Source organism: Streptomyces chattanoogensis (genome assembly GCF_001294335.1).
Classification (GTDB): Bacteria; Actinomycetota; Actinomycetes; order Streptomycetales; family Streptomycetaceae; genus Streptomyces; species Streptomyces chattanoogensis.
This window is the reverse complement of record NZ_LGKG01000101.1, coordinates 162,660-183,549: the sequence shown is the minus strand read 5'-3', so window position 1 is coordinate 183,549 and position 20,890 is coordinate 162,660. Positions and strand designations below refer to the sequence as shown.

The 20,890-nt window shown below is 68.2% G+C and carries 16 protein-coding genes and 3 pseudogenes; 8 read left to right on the top strand and 11 right to left on the bottom strand.

Annotated elements, in window-relative coordinates:
• The first annotated feature begins 6 nt into the window (after positions 1 to 6).
• Positions 7 to 1,488, top strand: a complete 1,482-nt coding sequence (locus ADL29_RS46015; protein WP_063788458.1) for a sensor histidine kinase — start codon at positions 7 to 9, stop codon at positions 1,486 to 1,488.
• Positions 1,489 to 2,492: 1,004 nt separating this feature from the next.
• Here ADL29_RS46015 and ADL29_RS12605 read toward each other — a convergent pair.
• From ADL29_RS12605 to ADL29_RS12595, 3 genes are all read right to left on the bottom strand, one after another.
• Positions 2,493 to 3,503, bottom strand: coding sequence for a sugar phosphate isomerase/epimerase family protein (locus ADL29_RS12605; protein ID WP_053923756.1), 1,011 nt, complete (start codon positions 3,501 to 3,503; stop codon positions 2,493 to 2,495).
• A gap of 491 nt (positions 3,504 to 3,994) precedes the next feature.
• Positions 3,995 to 4,918 (bottom strand): hypothetical protein, encoded by a 924-nt coding sequence (locus ADL29_RS12600; protein WP_063788454.1) that lies wholly within the window; start codon positions 4,916 to 4,918, stop codon positions 3,995 to 3,997.
• An 11-nt stretch (positions 4,919 to 4,929) separates the two neighbouring features.
• On the bottom strand, positions 4,930 to 5,772 hold the full coding sequence (locus tag ADL29_RS12595) for a papain-like cysteine protease family protein (protein ID WP_053923754.1): 843 nt from the start codon (positions 5,770 to 5,772) through the stop codon (positions 4,930 to 4,932).
• Between the two features lie 1,476 nt (positions 5,773 to 7,248).
• On the opposite strand from ADL29_RS12595, the gene ADL29_RS12585 reads away from it, so the two are divergent.
• Both ADL29_RS12585 and ADL29_RS12580 read left to right on the top strand, forming a co-directional pair.
• Positions 7,249 to 9,225, top strand: coding sequence for a collagenase (locus tag ADL29_RS12585; RefSeq protein ID WP_053923752.1), 1,977 nt, complete (start codon positions 7,249 to 7,251; stop codon positions 9,223 to 9,225).
• A 140-nt stretch (positions 9,226 to 9,365) separates the two neighbouring features.
• Positions 9,366 to 9,930, top strand: a pseudogene (locus tag ADL29_RS12580) (LLM class flavin-dependent oxidoreductase); the annotation flags it as partial.
• On the opposite strand, the pseudogene ADL29_RS45150 reads toward ADL29_RS12580, so the two are convergent.
• The 4 genes and pseudogenes from ADL29_RS45150 to ADL29_RS12570 all read right to left on the bottom strand — a co-directional run.
• A pseudogene (locus tag ADL29_RS45150) lies at positions 9,925 to 10,077 on the bottom strand (tyrosine-type recombinase/integrase); the annotation flags it as partial. The pseudogenes ADL29_RS12580 and ADL29_RS45150 overlap by 6 nt on opposite strands.
• 262 nt (positions 10,078 to 10,339) lie before the next feature.
• Positions 10,340 to 10,483: pseudogene (locus ADL29_RS40890) on the bottom strand (flavin reductase family protein); the annotation flags it as partial.
• 735 nt (positions 10,484 to 11,218) lie between these two features.
• Positions 11,219 to 11,986 carry a SpoIIAA family protein gene (locus tag ADL29_RS12575; RefSeq protein ID WP_053923751.1) on the bottom strand — a complete coding sequence of 256 codons (768 nt, stop codon included), beginning with the start codon at positions 11,984 to 11,986 and terminating at the stop codon, positions 11,219 to 11,221.
• Between the two features lie 182 nt (positions 11,987 to 12,168).
• On the bottom strand, positions 12,169 to 13,173 hold the full coding sequence (locus tag ADL29_RS12570) for a lysylphosphatidylglycerol synthase transmembrane domain-containing protein (RefSeq protein ID WP_078970932.1): 1,005 nt from the start codon (positions 13,171 to 13,173) through the stop codon (positions 12,169 to 12,171).
• A gap of 312 nt (positions 13,174 to 13,485) precedes the next feature.
• Between ADL29_RS12570 and ADL29_RS43440 the strand changes: the two genes are divergently transcribed.
• Positions 13,486 to 13,752, top strand: a complete 267-nt coding sequence (locus ADL29_RS43440) for a hypothetical protein (protein WP_157878473.1) — start codon at positions 13,486 to 13,488, stop codon at positions 13,750 to 13,752.
• Positions 13,753 to 13,992: 240 nt separating this feature from the next.
• On the opposite strand, the gene arsM is transcribed toward ADL29_RS43440, so the two are convergent.
• Complete coding sequence (gene arsM / locus ADL29_RS12565) at positions 13,993 to 14,868, bottom strand: arsenite methyltransferase (protein ID WP_053923750.1); 876 nt, start codon at positions 14,866 to 14,868, stop codon at positions 13,993 to 13,995.
• Between the two features lie 107 nt (positions 14,869 to 14,975).
• Between arsM and ADL29_RS12560 the strand changes: the two genes are divergently transcribed.
• From ADL29_RS12560 to ADL29_RS12550, 3 genes are read left to right on the top strand one after another with little or no spacing between them, the layout of a single operon-like run.
• On the top strand, positions 14,976 to 15,347 hold the full coding sequence (locus ADL29_RS12560) for an ArsR/SmtB family transcription factor (protein ID WP_053923749.1): 372 nt from the start codon (positions 14,976 to 14,978) through the stop codon (positions 15,345 to 15,347).
• Positions 15,344 to 16,087, top strand: coding sequence for an aquaporin (locus ADL29_RS12555; RefSeq protein WP_053923748.1), 744 nt, complete (start codon positions 15,344 to 15,346; stop codon positions 16,085 to 16,087). Before ADL29_RS12560 ends, ADL29_RS12555 begins: the two co-directional genes overlap by 4 nt.
• A gap of 18 nt (positions 16,088 to 16,105) precedes the next feature.
• Entirely contained in the window at positions 16,106 to 16,513 is a 408-nt protein-coding gene (locus ADL29_RS12550) for an arsenate reductase ArsC (protein ID WP_053923747.1), read from the top strand.
• Positions 16,514 to 16,711: 198 nt separating this feature from the next.
• On the opposite strand, the gene ADL29_RS44520 is transcribed toward ADL29_RS12550, so the two are convergent.
• Genes ADL29_RS44520 through ADL29_RS12535 form a run of 3 tightly spaced genes read right to left on the bottom strand, consistent with a single transcriptional unit; the run spans position 16,712 to position 17,555 of the window.
• Positions 16,712 to 17,005 (bottom strand): hypothetical protein, encoded by a 294-nt coding sequence (locus ADL29_RS44520; RefSeq protein ID WP_053923746.1) that lies wholly within the window; start codon positions 17,003 to 17,005, stop codon positions 16,712 to 16,714.
• The gene (locus ADL29_RS44515) at positions 17,002 to 17,196 is read right to left on the bottom strand and encodes a hypothetical protein (RefSeq protein ID WP_053923745.1); all 195 of its coding nucleotides are present in this window, start codon (positions 17,194 to 17,196) and stop codon (positions 17,002 to 17,004) included. The genes ADL29_RS44520 and ADL29_RS44515 overlap by 4 nt, the downstream gene beginning before the upstream one ends.
• Positions 17,193 to 17,555, bottom strand: a complete 363-nt coding sequence (locus tag ADL29_RS12535; RefSeq protein WP_211274302.1) for an SHOCT domain-containing protein — start codon at positions 17,553 to 17,555, stop codon at positions 17,193 to 17,195. Before ADL29_RS12535 ends, ADL29_RS44515 begins: the two co-directional genes overlap by 4 nt.
• 426 nt (positions 17,556 to 17,981) lie before the next feature.
• On the opposite strand from ADL29_RS12535, the gene ADL29_RS12530 reads away from it, so the two are divergent.
• Positions 17,982 to 20,597, top strand: coding sequence for a heavy metal translocating P-type ATPase (locus ADL29_RS12530; RefSeq protein ID WP_053923743.1), 2,616 nt, complete (start codon positions 17,982 to 17,984; stop codon positions 20,595 to 20,597).
• Positions 20,598 to 20,890 lie beyond the last annotated feature (293 nt).

Below are 20,890 nucleotides of genomic sequence, written 5' to 3'. Positions count from 1 at the left end.
ATGCGGATGATCGGTAAGCGCCTGCCGATCCGCCTCCGCGCCGCCCTGGCCGCGGCCCTCACCGCTGCCCTGGCCTTCACCGTCGGCGCGTGGTGGCTCCGCCACGAGGTCTACGCCTCGAAAATGAACGATGCCCGCAACCGAGCCAGCCTCAGCCTGGGCATCATCGAGCAGCGCTACCAGCGCGGCGCCGACAGCCACCAGTTCCTCTCCGAGAACGCCGACGCGTGGGTGATCGTCGACCATACGGGCCGGTTCGTCGAAGGCGACCCCGACCTGGAGCCCTTCGTACCCGATCCCCTGGGTGTGCACCCTGACCTGCCAGGGCCAACCGTCATCATCGAGCGGGACCTCCACTTCGGCACGGTGACCAGCGAAGCCCGGCCCGGCAGCGAAGAATTCGCGGACCGCGACTTCAGGGTGATGTCCTCGACCTTCCGGGGCCGTGGCCTGCTCGACGGCAGGCCGACCGCCCCCGTCGAGAACCTCACCCTGCACGTTCTCGTCACCCCCCGGGACGCCGAAGCGGCCGTCGGCGCCGTCGACCAGGTGCTGTACCTCGGCATTCCCGCAGCGGTCCTCCTGGTCGCGCTGATCGTCTGGGCCACCACCGCACGGGCCCTGCGCCCCGTGGAGGACATCCAGCAGCGCCTGCGCACCATCACCAGCCGCGACCTGAGCCTGCGCGTCCCCGTCCCGCCCCGCCGCGACGAGATCGCCCGCCTGGCTGCCACCACCAACGACACCCTCGACCGGCTGGAGCGAGCCGCCGAGCGGCAACGGCGTTTCACCGCCGACGCCTCCCACGAACTGCGTACGCCGCTGGCCTCGCTGCGCGCAGACCTCGAAGTGGCCCTGCACTACCCCGACGACACGAACTGGCACGACGTCATCCGCGACACCCTCGGCGACGCCGAACGCCTGGAGCAGCTCACCGAAGACCTGCTCCTGCTCGCCGAGCTCGACAACCACACACCGCCCGCCCCCCGCCCCGTCGAACTGGGAATCCTGGCCCGGAAAGCAGCCGCACAGGCACGCCGGCACGCCCCCACCTCCATCCAGATCGACTGCTCAGTCAGCGGCAACGCCACCGTCCAAGGCGATGCGCGACAGCTGGAACGACTCCTGCGCAACCTCCTCGACAACGCCGAGCGCCACGCCCGCAACCGAGTCCTGGTCACTGTCTCCGCGCACGACGCCACCGCCCTGATCGAAGTCCGCGACGACGGCCCCGGCATTCCGGCCGAACACCGCGAAAGGATCTTCGAGCGGTTCACCCGCCTCGACGCCTCCCGCAACCGCACCAGCGGCGGCACCGGCCTCGGCCTGGCCATCGCCCGCGAAATCGCCCACCACCACGGCGGCACCCTCACCTTCAACGACACCCCACCCGCTGCCGGAGCCCACTTCGTCGCCGCACTCCCCCTCACCCCCGACACCGCCACCACGCCCGGCACAGCCTCCGGGGCGCCCAGCCAACCGGCCTGACGGGACGCCTACGTTCGAGGACAGGACCTGGCGGAACCCCGGACTCAGGTAGGCGGGCGAGCGAGGGGGAGTGGCCGCTCCACCGCGGCGCGGTGGCGGGCGAGGTGGGCAATGCCGACCGGCGCGTTCCGCCCTGTGGGAACCGGTGCCGCCGTGGGACGGGGTGGCGGCGGCCGCACGCCGACTCCCGGCCGCCGGCCGCGGCCGGTCACAGGACATCGTGTGCCGTGCGGCGGTAGGTGGAGCGGCGGTCGTCGTCGGAGGGTCTGCCGGCATGCCGCCGACGGCCGCTTTGCGACACACTGGGCCTTGTCCAACCCGGTGGCGGGGCGGGTTGGAAAAGGCCCAGTGGCGTGAGGACTTCGACGATCTCGGTGCCAGATCGGTCAGAGAATTCTTCAGTCGGCCGCTGGCTCGCCTACTCACAGGCGGTTCGGGTCTGCCCCCACACCTTCGACTTCCGCGCCGCCCCGGCCCTATGGCTGTACGGCGTTGTGGCGCCCGACCGGGTCCTGCCGCCATGGTGCAGAAAGCCGCCAGCACCGCCAGGGCATCCCCCTGCCCGGTATCGACACCGACACGGTCTACCGCCATTCCCCGCTCCCGACCTGAGACAGGCGAGATCGGCGGCGAGATCGGCGGCGAGCACGGTGGCGGACGCGGGCTTGGGGGCGAGGGCCGACCTCGGGGCCGGCTTGGGTGCCTCGGTGCCGACCGGTGCCGCCCCGCCGTTGGGGGCGAGCATCGTGAGCCCCAGGCCGGCCGCAGCCACGGTGGGTATCAGCAGTTGAACGAGTTTCCGGAAAGTGGGGGGTCTACGCATAGCGATGGCCTCCAGGCCAGTCGGCAACCGTGCGAGGGGCACGGCAGTGGGGGGTACGGGCCGTGATGGCAACGGCAGTTGAGCACTCTCGGAGCTGCGATGCCCGCTGGGGAGTCGTTGGTCAGTTGGGTGGACGCGGTCGCGGATGCCTGCTGAGCGTCAGCGGGGCGTCAGCTGCGCGTCAGGTGAGGATGAGCGGGCGCAGGGTGCGGTGGGCGATGCGCAGGCCGTCTTTGGCCTTCTGCTCATCGCCGCTCCAGACGGGGTCCTCGTGTTCGACGGAGAACACACCGGTGAAGCCGCCTTCATAGAGGGTGTCGACGATGCACCGCCAGTCAATGTCGCCAAGGCCGGGGATGCGGTGTCGCCACCAACCGTTGTCCCACGGGTCGTCCCACTCGAGGCTGCCGGCGATGCTCCGCCAGTCGATGTCGCTGAGTCGGGGGATGCGGTGCGGCCACCAGCTGCCGTCCCACGGGTCGTCACGCTCGATGCTCTTGCCGAAGATGCCGTGGCGGTTCCGGCGCACCGGGTCGATTTGGGTGTCCTTGGCCCGCGCGTGCGGGATGTGGTCGACGTACGGGCGGAGCGCCTCGACGGGGTCGATGCCCTGCCAGATGAGGTGCGAGGGGTTGTAGTTGAGGTAGAGGCCGAGCGAGAACATCCATTCCCACAGCTCCGGGGAGTAGGCGAGGTTGCCCGGGTAGCCGTCCGGGTGCCACCCCGCCATGAGGCAGTTCTCGATGATGATCTTCACGCCGCGTTCGTTCGCGTAGTCGACGAGTTGCGGTAGCTCCTTCTCGGCCAGCGCGATGTTCTCCTTGACGGTGCGGCCGGGGTCGCGGCCGACGAAGGTGCCGACGTACGGCACGCCGAGCAGGGAGGCGGCATCGATGTTGTGGCGCAGGTGCGCGGCGATCTCGGTGCGGCGGTGCTCGTCGGGGTGCAGGTTGTTCTCGTAGTACGCGAAGGCCGACAGTTCGAGGCCGTGCCGGTCGAAGAGCGCACGCACCCGGTCGGCGTCGGCCTCGCCGAAGCGGGCCACATCGAGGTGGGCGGCTGCCGAGTCGCGGGAGCCGGTGGCAGGCCAGGTGGCCACCTCCAGCGCCTGGTAGTCGTGTTCCGCGGCCCAGGCGGCGATCTCGTCGAGCGACAGACTGGGCAGGCACGCGGTGAGGAAGCCGAGTTTCATCTGGTCAGTTCACCTTCGTTCCAAGGTCGGTTGCGGGCGGCGGCGAGCGTCGCGTCAGTGAGTACCGCGGCACGGCGCGTCGTGGAACGTGGGACGTACGGGGGCTGTCGTCGCTGCGTATGGCTGTGAGCACCTCGCGGTCGCGGGCGTGCAGCAGTTGTGTTAGCCCGTGAGATGGCCGGCGGAGAGCCTGGGCGCCGCGTCGGAGAGGACGGTGGCGTCGCGCGGCAGGTGCTCGTGGACTGGCGGGTGCCGACGGCCAGGGTCTTCCGGGTTCTCCATGCCGGCAGGGACGCCGGGCAGGGCGCCAGTCAGTCGTCTGAGCCCGTCCGATGGCCATCGGCATACGGCCGCCGAAGCGCCCTACAGGGAGCGGTGTTTCATGTGAGGGGGCGCCGGACTCCGTAGCAGGAATCCGGCGCCGGCATTCTCCTCAGTCGGGTTTGGCTGGGCTTCGCAACGGAACACCCAGGTCAGCGCGGCCTGTCAACTCACGTACTACTCACTCCGGTTGCGGAGCCCTGTGTCCGCCTCCGGTTGCGGAGCCGTACGGCGGTGGCGCCGCCGACCAGCGCGGCCGCCACTACTCCCGAGGCGCCGAGTTGCATGGGAGCCGAGGACGGAGATGACGGCTCGGACGATGCGGACGATGCGGACGGCTTGGATGCCGGACCGAATCCGCCGGCCAGTCCTTTGCGGTCGTACGCGGACCCCGGCAGCTTGTCCGCGTAGCGGCCGTGTACCAGCTTCTGGTAGTCGGCGAGCGTCACCGCCCGCTTGCCGCCCAGTCCTGCGGTCGCTTCCCGGTTGAGTGGTTCGACGGTGTTGTTTTTCAGGCGGTACCAGGCATGGATCTGCGGCTCGGTGAAGACTTTTGAGCCGCCCGTGGCCTTTTGGCCGTAGGTAACATCGCTGTCACCGTCGCGCACGCCCGTCAAATGCCAGCTGTCGCCGCTGCCGCCACCGCTCTTGGCCGTAGAGGAGAGCAGGACCGTGGCCTTGTGCCCGCTGGCATCGTTCGCGCGGGCGGCCAAGTACGACAGGCGTGACACGTTGCCCGCTGTCGGCTTCGTTCTCCCGGTGACGAATTCGGGTGCAAGCTCGTACAGCGCGACCGGGTCTTTCAAGCTGAACGTCTGCTGGTCGTTGTGTGCCCCAGGCGCCATCGGCGCCGCCGCACCCGTGCCGCCGTCAGCGCCGACGTTCGCCGTCGCGCCGAAGAATCGGGAGACCACGGTGTGCACTTGCCGGGATTGGAGCACCTGCCGTGCGCCCTGGTAGTCGGAGATACCGCTCGGACCATCGTCCGCCTGGGCCTGGCCGCACAAGGCGGTGGAGAGCAGGGTCGCCGCCGCACCGAGGGAAAGGGCGAGACGAGGAGCACTTCGCTGTAAAGAATTTGCCTTTTCGCGCATTGGCGTCCGCCTTACTTGTGTATCCCGATACGGGAGTGGGTCCACTGGAACTTTGAGTTGTTGACGTAGTCGTCGTAGTTCCACCAGGTGTAGGTCTGCGTGGTCTGCCAGGGGTCACCGACCGCGATCATTTGTGATGACGGGTCATAGCCGTAGATGACGTTCATGTGGCCACCGCCGGAATTCCAGCCGATACGGACGGGGAAGGGACGTTTGCCGTCGATCTCCTTGCCGACCTCCGAGAAGGAGGCACTGCGGTCGAGACCCTGTCCGGTGTCGCCCAGGCCGATGTTGGCCAGGCCGTTGGCCACGTCGTCGAGCGTGGCGGGCTGGTTGTCGCAGCTGAGGTTGCTGTTCTGGGCCGCAAGCCGGCAGAAGTCCTGCTGGTTGACCTGGTTGAAACCCCAGTACTTGGCGATGGTCAGACCGCTGGCATCCCAGCACCACTGGTCCTGATCCTGCTTCTGCATGTCTATCTTGAGGGACACGCGCCCGGCGGGGTCTTCGGTGTCGGGGTCTTTGGGGTCGGGGTCCTTGGGGTTCCCGGACGAGCAGACCGGCAGGCTGTCGGTGTCTCCTTCGATGAACGCGTTGGCTATGTAGAAGGAGCCAGATTCCGACCAGATCCAGCGGCGGTCCTTCTCCACGGCCTCACCCTGGACGCGGCAGGTCATCGAGACCTTGCTGCCGACCGTGGCCTGACCCACGACATCGGCGGAGAGGCTGGCCGATGCCCTTTCGTTGATTCCGGAGTAGCCGCCCTGACCGCCTGTCACGGTCCCGGTTACCGAACCGGCCTTGGCGTCGCCACCGCTGAGCAGGAACCCGGCGGTGATCGCAATCGACGCGATCACCGTTAATGCTCTCCACAGCGTTTTGAAGCGGGGAAGATGCATAAATGGACTCTTTCGAGATGTGGGGGAATGTGTTGCCCAGACCATGAGGAGGTTGACGCCGAAGCACGCCGAGTCGTCACCGGCGAAGTCCGCATGGAACCAGCCGGTGCGCGTTTCACCAAATGCGGTCTGGACCTACCTGTCGGCACCTTTTTGCTTTGCATGCGCGCTCTGTCACCTCTTGGTTTCGCTGCGCATGCTCACTGTCGCACATAGAGCGCACGGCAGTGAACGTCGGCGAAACCTCCACGGCTGTTGCACTCGGAATGCGCTGAGGAATTACTACAACACCTTCATCGGCTGCACAAATGACGCTCCGTCAACTCGCTTTACCCTACTGGCGGGTTTGGGGAAAAACTGCCGTCCCTCATATGCCGCAAGAGCTTCCGATGGCACGAGGATTGCAGGGACCTGCACACCTTTGCGTAGTTCGAGACGTCGCGTTGAGTAAGGCGACTCGATACCGACAGTCACCTGCCGGCTGTCTTCTTCTTTACGGATTGCCGACGCTGCCGACGGCAGGCGGCAAGCTCGGCAACTGGGCACGCTCCATCAACTGTGCGGTAATAAGAACTCTCCGTATAAACAAGCGACTTGGGCTTTGCTGCGGCGAATCACCTATTACGATGAGCGCCAACCGATCGTCATTCAGGCGGCGTTCGCCTCAAGGAGAAGGGCTGCCCATGGGGAAACACGCACGAAGTTGCCAGAGCCGGTTGGGCGCCCGGGTCGCCTGCACCACCACAGGAGGACTGGCCGTCGCCCTGAGTGCCGGAGTCGGCTCGGCTGCCGCCGCCACGAGGAGCACCGATACGCCCATGACCGCGGCGGCATCGTTCGTCGACATGGCGCAAGCCCCTTACCAAGCGGTGGCGTTGGACGCGCCGCCGACCCCGAGCCGGTTCACCCCAACAAACAACCGGGCGGGGTGGCCTGCCCACCACGGCCGACGACACCGGCGCCCTGGTTGACCACCGGGCCGGAAAGCTGCCAGTGCTGCTGAACTCGCCTGGGCTGCACGGGAACCAGGGCCAGGCGACTGCACTGGTTCAGGCCTGGCCAGCCGCGGCTACAAGGTCGTCATCCTCGCTGGGCACGGTTCTGGAGACATCTGTACGAGGAACGGCTCGGCCTGAAGCTGCGCGGCTCCGGGCACAACTCCTTCGTCGACATCCAGGTCCTCTCCCCCAGGCTCGGGCTCATAGGGGACGGCCTCGCCCCAACTGGAGCAGATCCTCGGCACGATCGGCCCCAACCGCTCCATCGAGATCCAACGCAGCCTCCCTTTCACTGAGATGTGAACTGTGACATTGTACGGTCACACTTTTGCGGCATGGCAGCTCCGAGAGTGCTCAACTCCCGTTGCCATCAGGGTCCGCACCCCCCACTGCCGTGCCCCTCGCGCGGCTGCCGACCGGCCTGGAGGCCATCGCAATGCGTAGACCCCCCACCTTCAAGAAACTCGCCCAACTGCTGATACCCACCGTGGCCGCCGCCGGCCTGGGGCTCACCCTGCTCGCCCCGAACGGCGGGGCGGCACCGGCCGGCTCCGGCGCCGGCGCCAAGGCACCCAAGCCCGCACCGAGGTCGGCCCCCGCCCCACAGCCCGCCTCCGCCACCGTCCTCGCCACCGATCTCGCACCCGGACACCCCACCGCCCCCGCGCAATCGGCCACGAAGGCCGCTCAACGCCCGCCGCTCGCCGCGGCCCAGAACGCCGCCGAGCGCAAGAAGGCCCGCTCCGCGGCGAAGGGCGCGGCGGACTGCAACGTCAGCGACTTCACCTCGAAGACCGGCGCCGAACTGGTCGAGCAGATCAAGCAGTCGGAAACCACCTGCATCAACACGCTGTTCACCGTGACCGGTGAGGACTCCAAGGCCCTCTTCCGCGAGGAACAGATGGTGACGGTGGCGAACGCGCTAAAGGACGTCGCGGCCAACTACCCCGGAGACAACAGCACTTCCACCGCCCAGGTGGTCCTGTACCTGCGCGCCGGCTACTACATCCAGTACAACCAGCCGGATAACGTCGGCAAATACGGCCCGGAGCTGAAGAGCGCCATTGAGGGCGCTCTGGACGCCTTCTTCGGCTCGTCCCACGCCTTCGACGTCACCGAGGCCAACGGGGACACCCTGGCCGAAACGGTCACCCTGATCGACAGCTCCGCAGAGAACGCCCGTTACCTCAACGTGGTCAAGCGTCTGCAGAAGGACTACGACGCGTCGTACGACAAGTTCTACGGGATGCTCGCCGCGGTCAACAACACCTACACCGTGCTGTTCCGCGGCCACCAGCTGCCGGAGTTCGTGAAAGCCGTGAAGGCCGACCCGAGCGTCCTCACCGGACTGCGTGACTTCGCCGTCGCCCACGACGATCTGCTCGGCACCGACAAGGCCTACCTGGCCAGCAACGCCGGACGCGAACTCGGCCGCTTCCTGCAGCACGCCGACCTCAAGGACACCGTCAAGCCGTTGGTCAAGGAGCTGCTCGGCCGCAGCAAGATCACTGGGCGCACCGCCCCGCTCTGGGTCGGCCTCGCCGAGATGACCAATGAGTTCGACAAGGCGAACTGCGCCGACTACGACACCTGTGACCTGCAGAACCGCGTACGCGACGCCGTGCTGACGATCAAGCACAAGTGCGGTCCGAGCGCCAAGATCCTCGCGCAGGAGCTGACCGAGTCCGAACTCTCGGCCACCTGCAACAGCATTCTCAAGCAGAACCCGGTCTTCCACGACATCGTCAAGGACAACGGCCCGGTCAAGGACGACAAGAACACCAACATCGAGATCGTCGCCTTCAACTCCAGCACCGACTACAAGACCTACGCCGGCGTCATCTTCGGTATCGACACCAACAATGGCGGCATGTACGTGGAGGGCGACCCGGCCGCCGAGGGCAACCAGCCGCGCTTCATCGCCTACGAGCAACCGGCCGACGACGGCGCCTTCCAGATCTGGAACCTCAACCACGAGTACACCCACTACCTCGACGGCCGCTTCGACATGTACGGCGACTTCGCAGCTGGGCAGACCACCCCGGCCGTGATGTGGATCGAGGGCTTCGCCGAGTACGTCTCCTACACGTACCGCGATGTCACCTACGACCGAGCGATCGAGGAGGCGGGCAAGGGCACTTACAAGCTGAGCCAGCTCTTCGAAACCACCTACAACAACACCGACACCACCCGCACCTACCAGTGGGGCTACCTGGGTGTCCGGTACATGCTCCAGTCACACCCCGAGGATGTGACCACCCTGCTCGGCCACTACCGCGCAGGCGAGTACGACGCCGCCTACAGCCTGCTCCACGACACCATCGGCACCAAGTACGACGCCGACTTCGCCGACTGGCTGAGCAAGTGCGCCGACGGTGACTGCGGCAAACTACCCGCCCGGAGTGCACAGTGACCGAGACCTCGGTCACTGGCAAGGACTGAACGAGAACTGAGCCAGGAGAACTTGGTGTCCCGCGCACCGTGCGTGCGCGGGACACCGGCCTGTATCCGAATCCGAATGCCCCTTCGCGGCCGGCTGCGCATCCTGCTGGGATGCGCTTCTCCATCAACATCCCCAACTTCGGCGACTTCGCCGATCCCCGTAACGTCGCGACCGTAGCGGCTGCCGGCCGAACAGGCCGGCTGGGACGGGCTCTTCGTCTGGGACCACGTACTGCACCGACAACACCAAGGGCGCCCCTTCGGAGACCCCTGGATGCTGCTGACCGCGGCCACGCCGGCAACCTCCCGGATCCGACTGGGCACCCTACTGACGCCGGTCCCCCGTTACCGTCCGCAGCAACTCGGCCGCCAAGTGGCCACCCTGGACCACCTCAGCGGCGGCCGGGTGATCTTCGCTGCCGGCCTGGGCGGTCCGATCGAGGACGAATACCGCAGCTTCGGCGACACCGCCGAGCGACACCTCCTCGCCGAGCGGTTGGACGAGGGTCTGGAGCTGTTGAGGCGCTTCTAGTCCGGCGCGCCAGTGAACCACCACGGACGACACTACGAGGTCCGGGACGTGACGCTGCTGCCTGCCACGGTGCAGCGCCCCGGTCCCCCTGTGTGGATCGGCGGATTCTGCCCGCGTCGTCCGCCCATGCGGCGGGCAGGGCGCGCCCCGTTCCCCGGTGAACAGCGGCCCGTCGTCGTCCTTTTCGGCGAACCATTCGAGGTGCCGCTTCACCTCCATGTAGAGGAAGGCCGGGAGATAGAGGGTGCGCTTGCCCGCAGCGGACTTGGGGTCGCCGACGACACGTCGGCCGATGGGGCGAGTACTCGCCCCACTCACCCCACCACCAGGCGAGTTCGCCGCGCGAACGCGTGGGCGTAGTGGTCGCGTCGGACTGCCGACCCCAACCCCACCGCTCATTGACGGGTCGCACTCCCCCCGCGGCCCGCTTGGCGACCACATGCGTCCCTACGCCTGCACTACCTGCTTGGGCCGCGGGGCACGTTGGGGAGTACCGATTGTTCTGGCGTACTGACCTGCGTTAACGTCCCAACCCCCGATACCGCTTTCCTCAGAACTTCGCAGGGGCGAGGTTCACAGAAGCACCATCAGGGCTGATCGTCGAAATCCAGGCGATGGGCCGCGGCACGACCACCGCGGTCAGGAGCTTGTAGAACTCGTTGCGGGACCTCTCGGCGGGATCAAAGTCAATGCGCATGGTGATCAGTATCCACACGGGCGGCCGCGGATCGTACAGCGGATCCGCGGCATCACCAAACCCCTGAGTTCGGCGGAAAGTGCCCGGTATCGGGAGCTACCGAGCCCAGGAGCCACCGCCGTGCCAGCAGCCCGAGCCAGCCGACAGACACCCCCGGGTCCGGCCGGCTCTCCGCTGGCCGGCCCCGGGGGACTCAAGACCCTCTTGACCCACCCGCCCTGCACGCGCACGTCCGTCTCGGCACACACACCGACCACGCCAGCGCTGTCACCGCCGCCATCACCGGCAGTCGGCCCCACGCCGTCCGCGCCCTGCTGACCACGCACGGCATCGTGCCCACCGGCGAGCACACGATGGCCCTGGCCCGCGTTGACCGCGAGGAGCCGCACTGCGTCGAGAAGGCCAGCCATGCACTGAGCATCCACGGCATCACTGTCGAGAACGCCCGCAGGCTGCAGGATGCCACCGACACCGCCGCCTGCCGCCGCTGGTGTGGCATCCGCCGTCATGCACGTGTCCGGAGCACAACGGCCGGACACCGGGCACGGCGTAGGCATCGAGGTCGGGTTCCGCGCCGCGATCACCGACGACCTCGGCCCCCCCCGGCGTCCTGGCCGTGCTGCGACACGTCCCATCCGAACGAGAGATTCCAGACAGCGCCAAGTTCGAGGGCTTCGCCTGCCTGGACCGTGTCCTCGGCCCAGATCTTGTCCGTGACGTCGACCGCACCTATCGTCAGGGCCCGGCTGCAGTCGACTGGCCAACCGGAGGGCCGGCCGCCCACGCGACGGCGTCATCGAGTTCGTCGTATGCGAACCGCCGCACTTCCGCCCGAACGAAGTGGTTCGCAAGCTGGGGCACCAGGGCGGCGACCTTGCTGTCAGCCGCCAGCGCGATCTTCCTGACCTTCCGGTGGTGGTCGCGAATGAACCGCACATGACGGATCAAGCCGCCGATGTTCTCCCATCCGGGGAACTCTCGCGCATGGATGACGACGCCGGTCAATGCGTCGTGCGTCCCGAGCCAGGTGTCCACGGTCAATGCGAGGGCGTCGAAGTCCTGTGCGCGCAGGGGCTGTTCGACCTCGACCACGAGGACTTCGGAATCGGTCAGCTGGTGGGAAATGCCGGGGCCCTCGGGAAGCGACGCCAGCCAGCGGAGTGCCTCGTCACGCTCCTGGCTTCCGAAGACGCGCACCGGACAGGCCATCAGGAAGCTCGTCAACCGGGTCGACTCACGGATCCAGCGCACGTCACTGACGACCGCACACCCCTCGAACAGTCTCAGGGCACCCATGCCGACCTTGAGGTCCTCCCAGGCAGCTGCGGGGGTGAAGGACGTGAACTCGGGGCCGATCTCGCACAGGATCCGAATGCGGCGGCCTTCCCTCCGAGCATCCTCGATGAGTGGCTCGACCACCGTTTGGTAGTCGCTCTTCGACACGGTTCCGATCGCCTTTACCGCGTCGACGCCGGCGGGTGCGTCCGTAGCTCTCTCCAGCATGCCGTTCCCCTCTCCGCGCACGGTGCGGTGTGTGACCCGAGCGGAGGCCGGCACACGGCCCAGTGCGACACAGGTTCAATTTTTACAGGGATTTCTCTTTCGAGCACGATTGGCCTTTGTGGGCACCGGTGACCGCGACGTTCCGCCGGAGTGGCACCCCGGCCGGACGGAGCCGACAGGTCCTATCCGTGCGGCGACGAAGGGCGATCGGAAGTCTCGGGCCGATCGGCGTGGAACGTCACGCCGATCCAGCAGGCCCAGCCGATAGGCTGCAGCGCCCAGTAGCTGATGGCCCGGTACAGCAGAGTCGCACCGATCGCCGACCCCGGCGCCAAGCCGTACAGCACGAGCAGCACGGACAGGCTCGCCTCGATCACACCCAGGCTGCCGGGCGTCAGGCGCAGGCTGCCGGGGATCTGCGTGAGCCCGTACGCAAGCAGCAGTCCGTGCCAGGGCACGCCGACGCCCAGTGCCCACAGGCAGGCGGCCAGGCACGCCGCGTCGAGAGTCCAGTTCAACAGCGCGAGCATGGCCGGTCGCAGCCACGTCCGAAAGCCGGGCCGCAGGCTCCGGATCTGCTCCACCACTTGCACCAGTGCCTGCTGGGCCCTGCGCACACGCGCAGACCGCTGCCCCACCCGGTCCCACCACCGTCGCAGCGCTGCACGGAAGCCTGCGAAACGGGACAGGCTGAAGAGGGCCAGGCCGAACAGGAGCGCCAGAGCCAGGAGGCCGGCAGCCGGGCGCAGAACGGCGGCGGCCCCGGTTGCACCCACGGTGAACATGCCGACCACCATCAGGATGCCCAGGCCAAGCGCCGCAAGCGCCCCGGCCGAGACCAGCACGGCGGCTGCCAGGGCCGGTTCGACCCGCCGGCGGTTCAGCTGCCGGAACGTCCAGGCGCTGGCAAGGGCCGCCCCACCGGGCAGCGCGCCCGCCACGGCGTTGGCCGCTACGACGAGCGCAGCCATCCGCCGCAGACTCCACCGCACCCCGCCCTCCCGTAGCAGCCAGCGCGGCACGGCCGCGAAGCACGCCACCGACAATGCCTCGAGCCCCACAGCAACCGTCAGCTGAGGGACGCGCACCCGGGAGATGAGGTCGAATGCCTGCGCCAGCTCGTGCCGCCGCCAGACAGCCACCCACACCGCGGCCGCCAGCAGCAGCGCGGCACCGCGCCAGGTCAACCAGCCTGGGCGAACGAGACGGCCGGCACGCCTCTCCACTGTGGTGTACGACCGTTCGGACACCGCCCGCTCACCACCGGCGGCAGGTACAGCACCGGAAGCCGATGCTGCCCGTGATGGCCTCGCATGCACACACGTAAGACTGCAGAGCCAACTTCCTCAAAAAAAGGGCAGATCCGTCCCATTCCGGTTCCACACAGGCAGGTGTAGCACCGACCGGGCCGGGTTGCGGTGCAGCGCTGCCCGTCCGAGTGGCGCTGATGTCCGTTCAGGGTTGAGCTGGAAGCAGGCACCAGGCTGCCGTGGTGCCTGGTGACGCTTGTGTCGACCGGAACCGACCGGGAGATGGGATCAGCGATGGGCCCTCGATATGCGCTGGTGAGGCCAGAAACCGGTTTGGTCATTCGGGAAGCAGCCCTGAAGGTGTTGCGACGCGAGGTGGATCCGTACGGCGGTGATGCGTTCGGCTTCGTCATTCACCGCGCGTCCGGTTCCAGTGCGGGGATGCGTGGGCTCATCGCCGACACGGCCATGCCGGCCAAGGACAGGTACCCGCCGATCACCTCGCGAGTCGGCTGATCGGTGCCTTGGGTGGACCGGACCATTACTGGTTCGGCGGTGTGGCCATCTGCGGTTATCACCTGGGGAGCGAGGGCGAACCCCTACTGTGCGGCCTCAGCGACAGTCAGTGTCACCTCATCACGCAGCTGCACTCGGCGCTCTACGAGGAGGCGTAGGACGCGGGGATCACCACCACAGCCCGACCTGGCAGCCGCAGCCTGCTGCGGCTCTCACCTCGGCGGCCGTGGCCGACGGGTACTACGTCTGCTCGACCGGCGCACAGCAGGTGTTGACGCCGCAGCAGGCGTCAACAGAGGACACTGTGCGCGCCGCGGCAGTCTCACTGGTGGCCGGCTTGGCCGCGCGGACGATCGCAGCGTGCATGCCGTCCGCGACCATGGGGGTCCCCCCTGCTCGAGCGGAGCCGAGAGCTTGGGGGAGCATCGCGGCAATCTCGACGTCGATGAACCCGGCGAATTCCAGGCCACTGCGGTATTCGGTGAAGGACAGGGCCCCTGCGATGCAGCCTGCGTAGTCGCCGCGCTCGGCCCTCTGTTCGAGGGTGAGGTCGTCGTCGGCGACGACGTCGGAGATGCCGATCCGGCCGCCGAGCTTCAGCACCCGGAAGGTCTCGGCGAACACGGCCGACTTGTCCGTGGACAGGTTGATGACGCAGTTGGAGATCACCACGTCAATGGTGTACGCGGGCAGCGGGATCGCCTCGATGGTGCCCTTGAGGAATTCCACGTTCGTCGCACCCGCCTTGTCGGCGTTGGCCAGGGCGAGGGCGAGCATCTCCTCGGTCATGTCCAGCCCGTACACCTTGCCGGCCGGGCCGACACGGCGGGCGCAGAGCAGGACGTCGATGCCGCCACCGGAGCCGAGGTCCAGGACGTGTTCGCCTTCGCGCAGCTCGGCGACGGCGGTGGGGTTGCCGCAGCCGAGGGAGGCGGCGACAGCCTCGGCGGGCAGTCCGTCGCGCTCGTCGGCCGCGTACAGAGTGGAGCCGAAGTTCTCATCGACCTCGACGAGCTGTGGACCGCAACAGGCGGTGCCGCCCTGGGTGACTTTGACGGCCGCCGCGGCGTACCGCTGGCGGACGGTCTCGCGCAGGTCTGGGGACTGCTCGCTCATGACGCACTCACTCCTCGTCTGACAACGCCTCGCCGACCCCGGCTTGCTGTATTGACATTCGTTGATGCAACCTTGCGCCTTGCATCGAAGAACGTCAAGATAGAGAAATGTCGAAACAAGGACGTGGGACGGACAGCGAGGGCGAGGCTTGCTGCCAGGGCGTGGCCTCAGCGCCGCTGGGCGAGGAGCAGGCCGCCGATCTGGCGAAAGCGTTCAAGGCCCTGGGCGATCCAGTGCGGCTGCGCCTGCTGTCGATGATCGCCTCGCGCGACGGCGGCGAGGTGTGCGTCTGCGAGCTGACGCCCGCCTTCGAGCTGTCCCAGCCGACGATCTCCCACCACCTCAAGCTGCTGCGGCAGGCTGGGCTCATCGACTGCGAACGTCGTGGAACCTGGGTTTACTACTGGGCGCTGCCCGCGGCCCTGAACCGGCTGGCTGCGTTCCTGCGAAGTGCAGAGCCCGCCGGAGTGGGCGCGTGACCGCCTCGTTGGGCCGGCGCGTCGCCGCCGAGGCGGTGGGTACGGCCGCCCTGGTCGCCGTGGTGGTTGGCTCCGGCATTCAGGCCACCGGGCTGTCCCGGGACGTCGGGGTGCAGCTGCTGGCCAACTCGCTCGCCACCGTCTTCGGCCTGGGCGTGCTGATCACCCTGCTCGGACCGGTCTCCGGCGCCCACTTCAATCCCGTCGTCTCCCTCGCGGCCTACCTCACCGGCCGCCGCACCGGCGGTGGTCTGACCCTGCGCGAGCTGACCGCGTACATACCTGTGCAGATCGTCGGCGCAGTCGGTGGCGCGGTCCTGGCCGATGCCATGTTCGCCCAGCCGCTGGTGAAATGGTCCAGCCACGACCGCTTCGCCGCTCACCTGTGGCTCGGCGAAGTCGTCGCGACCGCCGGGCTCGTTCTGCTGATCTTCGGGCTGAACCGGACCGGCCGCATGCACCACGCGCCGGTCGCGGTGGCGTCCTTCATCGGGGCCGCGTACTGGTTCACCTCCTCCACCTCGTTCGCGAACCCAGCAGTGACCATCGGGCGCGCCTTCACCGACACCTTCGCCGGAATCGCACCCGGATCGGTCGCGCCGTTCATCGCCGCCCAACTCGCCGGTGCCGCAGTCGGCCTGGGCCTGCTCGTGGTGCTCTTCGGCCGATCGGCTCCCGCCGAGACCGAAGCCGTCGTCCCCCACGGCGAGTCCGCACTCGCCGCCCCCTCCGCCCACTGACCAAGGAAGTCACCCGCCGTGAGCGCTTCCGTCCCGCGCCCGTCCGTGTTGTTCGTCTGCGTGCACAACGCCGGCCGCTCGCAGATGGCCGCTGCCTTCCTGACCCACCTCGCCGGCGACCGCATCGAGGTCCGCTCGGCCGGCTCCGCCCCCGCCGACACCGTCAACCCGGCCGTGGTCGAAGCGATGGCCGAGGCCGGTATCGACATCTCCGCCGAAACGCCGAAGGTCCTGACCACCGAAGCGGTGCAGGCATCCGACGTGGTCATCACCATGGGCTGCGGCGACGCCTGCCCCGTCTTCCCCGGCAAGCGCTACCTCGACTGGAAGCTCGACGACCCCGCCGGGCAAGGTGTCGATGCGGTCCGCCCGATCCGCGACGAGATCGAGCAGCGCGTCCGCACATTGATCACCACGATGGCGTAGCGCCACCAGTCGCAAGCGCATCGATCTGCAGATCAGTTAGCTGCGGCAGTCCGGCGACAAGCGCAGGTCAGGGGCCGGTATCAGCCGAGAGCGAGCGCCCCGGCCTCCGGACCGGCTTCGCCGACGAGGCCATCCGCCTGCCGCGGGATCCGCGTTGACGATGCAGGTCTCCCGCCAGCCGTCCCTCCACCGTGTCCGCTAACGCGTGCCGGTGCCAGGGCGCTCTTCCATCTGGAGGAAGCGGCCGTGCCAGGTGTGATACCAGACCGCGCCGTCCGCGGCGCGGACGGAGAGCATGCCGACGATCCGGTCGCCGCGCAGGATGTGCAGGGTGTAGTAGCCGGGGAACCTGTCGGGGTCGGCCGCGTGCAGGCCGGTCCTGTGCTGGTGCAGCCAGCCGTCCGCGATCCGCACTGCCTGGCCGGGCCCGATCGCTGAGGGACCGGTCGGCGTACGGCCGGGCATCATGCCGTAGGCGGTGTTCCGCGTCATGGCCGGTCCCCACTCCTCGTGTCCGCCATGCCGCGCACGCGCTCGCCGCTGCTGATGGCCGTGCCCATCATCGTCGCGGGACCGGACCGGCCGACGAGACCACCTGCGGCCCACACCACCGAGGCGATCAAAGCGGCCAGCGATACGACCAGCACCACCAGCGGCAGCCGACGGCCATGCAGCACGCTCACTGTGCCCCCGGCTCATGCTGGGCGAGCCGCTTCTTGGCCTCCGAGTAGGTGTCCGCATCGATCTCGCCCGAGGCGAAACGGCGGTCCAAGATCTCCCGTGGCGATTCCCGCCGCTCACCCTCGCGTGCGCCTGTGCCTGTGCCGGAGGACCCGTGCACCAGGCGGATGACCGCCCAGACCACCAGGCCGATCAGCACGATCCACACCAGGGGCATGAAGGCCATCCAGGCCCAGCCACCACCGTCCCAGTACATCACTGCCCTCACCGCCTTCACCGGCGAGTTCTCATCCTCATTCCAGTGTCCGCCCGTGGACGCGACGACGAGCCAGGGGCGGCCGGGCCGTGGCGGAAACCTCATCTGTCCGTGGTAGATCTATCCGTGGCAGCCAGGTCGCGAGGCGCATGTACGCCGCACAATGCACCACGACTGCTCAGGTCATCTTCCGGCCGTGGTGCGCATGCCGAGCAACCGGTACGTCGCAGCAGGCGTCGGCAGTGCCGTACACCCCAGGGATCGCCCCGGCGCCGAGGAGCGCAAGGACAGTGCGGCTCGCCCGCAGCGAGGAACGAGATCAGGTTGCCGACGGGCATGCCGAGAGCCAGTGCGCCGACGAGGACGATGGCTCGCATCACTGCCACGCTCCCCCGTCCTCAACTGGAAGGGCAGGGCCGGAGGACCCCTTGCCTCGGGCCATTCAGCCCGGCCCCACAGGGGTAGCGGCATACAGACGCGAGGCACACGCTGGGGGTATCCCCATGGAGAGGACACGAGAGGACGTCCGCCATGGATGTCACCGATGTCATCGTGATCGCCGCCGCAGCCGTGGTGATCGCCGGTCTGGGCTGGTTCTTCTTCGGCCCGCGCCGGGCCGGTAGCGCCCGGATGGAAGGCGGAGTGCAGCGTGTCGAGGTGACCGTCCGGGGCGGTTACCGCCCGGACGTGATCCGCGTACGGCAGGGTGTGCCCGTCGAGCTGGTCTTCGACCGGCAGGAGAGCGGGGAGTGCACCTCCCGCGTCGTCTTCCCGAACCTGCGGGTCAGCGCGGGGCTGCCCGCGTTCGCACGGACCACCGTGCGCGTCAGCCCCGACCGGGCCGGGACCTTCGGCTTTGCCTGCGGAATGAACATGATCCACGGCACGCTGTTGGTGGAGCCCGACGACGGAGCCGGCACCGGGCAGGCGGCTTATGCCGTCGGACAAGCCGTCGGCTCCGGCACGTCGGCCTCCACTACGAAGGCGGCCGCAGCGCCCACACAGGGAGGCGATGCAGCCGAGGAGGAAGCAGCCGAGACAGCCGAACGCCGCGCAGAGATAGCGGACTTGGGCCACCGCGTCACCGTGGGCGCGGTCCTCACCCTTCCTGTCCTCTTCGGGGTGATGGCACATGAACTGTTCGGCGCCGACTGGGTACCGGGATGGCTGCTGAACCACTGGCTGCAACTGGCCCTGATCACCCCGGTGATGTTCTACACCGGCCGGCCGATCCACTCCACCGGCTGGCTGACCCTGCGCCACCGCGGCGCCGACATGAACAGCCTCATCACCCTCGGCACCACGGCCGCCTACGGCTACAGCCTGCTCGTCACCCTCGCCCCCGACCTGCTGCCGAGCGAGGTACGCGCGGTGTACTTCGAAGCCGTCGGGGTCATCCTCACCCTGATCCTGCTCGGCCGGCTGCTAGAGGCCCGCGCCAAGGCCGGCACCGGCGAAGCCATCCGTGCCCTGCTGGGCCTGCAGGCCCGCACCGCCCGGGTGATCCGCAACGGCACACCGACCGAGATCCCGGTCGACGAGGTCGTCGTGGGTGACGAGCTGCTGATCCGCCCCGGCGAGAAAGTGCCGGTCGACGCCCAAGTCCTCTCGGGCGCCTCCCCGGTGGACGAATCCATGGTCACCGGAGAGCCGATACCGGTCACCAAACGCACCGGGGACACCGTGATCGGCGCCACGGTCAACGGCACCGGCTCCCTGACGGTGCGCGCCAGCAAGGTCGGCACCGACACCATGCTCGCCCAGATCATCCGCCTCGTTCAACAGGCACAGGCGTCCAAGGCCCCGATCCAGCGACTTGCCGACGCGGTCTCCACGTACTTCGTGCCTGTGGTGATCACCATTGCTGTCGGCACCTTCGCCCTCTGGTTCACCCTCGGCCCGGCACCGGCCCTCACCCTCGCACTCGTCTCCGCGGTGGCCGTGCTGATCATCGCCTGCCCCTGCGCACTCGGCCTGGCCACCCCGCTGTCGGTCATGGTCGGCACCGGCAAGGGCGCCCAAGCCGGCATCCTCATCCGCTCCGCCGAAGCCCTGGAGACCGCCCACAAACTCGACACCATCGTCCTCGACAAGACCGGCACCGTCACCAAAGGCGAACCCGTCCTCACCGACGTACGCGCAACCGACGGGTTCAACGAGGACGACGTGCTGGCGATGGTGGCAGCCGCCGAGGCACTGAGCGAGCATCCCCTCGCCACGGCGATCGTCACCGGTGCCCACGACCGCGGCCTCAACCCGCCCCCGGCGAGCGGCTTCACCTCCGTCACCGGCAAGGGGATACAAGCCACCATTGCAGGCCGGACAGTCCACGTCGGCACCACGCGTCTCCTGGCCGATGCCGGACTCGACACCACCGAACTCGCCCCCATCGCCGCCGGCTTCTCGGCCCAGGGCAAGACCCCGGTACTCGCCGCCGTCAACGGCCAACCGGCCGGAGTCCTCGCTGTCGCCGACACCGTCAAGGACGACTCCGCCGCCGCCATCGCCGCACTGCGCCGGCTCGGCCTGAACGTCGTCATCATCACCGGCGACAACGCCCGCACCGCCCAGGTCATCGCCCGTCACGTCAGCGTCGACGACGTACTGGCCGAGGTCCTGCCCCAGCACAAGGCGGATGAAATCCGCCGCCTGCAACGGGAGGGCCACACCGTGGGCATGGTCGGCGACGGCATCAACGACGCCCCGGCCCTGGCCGCTGCCGACGTCGGCCTGGCCATCGGCACCGGCACCGACGTGGCCATCGAAGCCGCCGACATCACCCTCATCTCCGGCTCCCTGGGCGGCGTCGTCACCGCCGTCCAGCTCTCCCGCGCCACCATGCGCAACATCCGCCAGAACCTGTTCTTCGCCCTCATCTACAACGCCGTCGGCATCCCCATCGCCGCCGGCGCCCTCTACCCGCTGTGGGGCATCCGCCTCAGCCCCATCATCGCCGCGGCCGCCATGGCCCTCTCCTCGCTCTCCGTGGTCACCAACTCCTCCCGGCTCCGGCGCTGGCACACACCGCTGCTGAGCACCGCAGAACCGGACCTGCGGACCCGTCAGCCTGACGCCGAAACCTCTGCCGACACGGAGCACCAAGCGTCAACGGTGCACGGCTTCCGCGAAGAAGACGAAGAGCAGTGACCACGGTCCCCGACATCACCTCCGCTCGATCGGCGCGCTTCACGCAAGCAATCCACATGCCGACGACAGCACCGCTCACTCCCCTGATCGAGCAGCAGTCGATTTCGGGCAGCGTGCGGTGGAAGGTCGACTCCCGCTTCGCGGTGGTGGTGCCTGTGCAGCAGGGTCGGCAGAACGCTGGACGGGGCGGTCCCAGAGGTGTCGGGCACCTGACGGTAGCGTTCAAGGTAATCCGGCGCAGCTCCCACGCTCGGGCCACAGCCAGGCCGGCAGGAGGCTGGCCAACCCTGCTC

Bases quoted from the DNA above. Each gene is read 5' to 3' on its own strand.
- ADL29_RS46015 (WP_063788458.1), top strand. From the start codon at position 7: ATGATCGGTAAGCGCCTGCCGATCCGCCTCCGCGCCGCCCTGGCCGCG.
- ADL29_RS12605 (WP_053923756.1), bottom strand. From the start codon at position 3,503: ATGAAACTCGGCTTCCTCACCGCGTGCCTGCCCAGTCTGTCGCTCGAC.
- ADL29_RS12600 (WP_063788454.1), bottom strand. From the start codon at position 4,918: ATGCGCGAAAAGGCAAATTCTTTACAGCGAAGTGCTCCTCGTCTCGCC.
- ADL29_RS12585 (WP_053923752.1), top strand. From the start codon at position 7,249: ATGCGTAGACCCCCCACCTTCAAGAAACTCGCCCAACTGCTGATACCC.
- ADL29_RS12575 (WP_053923751.1), bottom strand. From the start codon at position 11,986: ATGCTGGAGAGAGCTACGGACGCACCCGCCGGCGTCGACGCGGTAAAG.
- arsM (WP_053923750.1), bottom strand. From the start codon at position 14,868: ATGAGCGAGCAGTCCCCAGACCTGCGCGAGACCGTCCGCCAGCGGTAC.
- ADL29_RS12560 (WP_053923749.1), top strand. From the start codon at position 14,976: ATGTCGAAACAAGGACGTGGGACGGACAGCGAGGGCGAGGCTTGCTGC.
- ADL29_RS44520 (WP_053923746.1), bottom strand. From the start codon at position 17,005: ATGACGCGGAACACCGCCTACGGCATGATGCCCGGCCGTACGCCGACC.
- ADL29_RS12535 (WP_211274302.1), bottom strand. From the start codon at position 17,555: ATGAGGTTTCCGCCACGGCCCGGCCGCCCCTGGCTCGTCGTCGCGTCC.
- ADL29_RS12530 (WP_053923743.1), top strand. From the start codon at position 17,982: ATGGATGTCACCGATGTCATCGTGATCGCCGCCGCAGCCGTGGTGATC.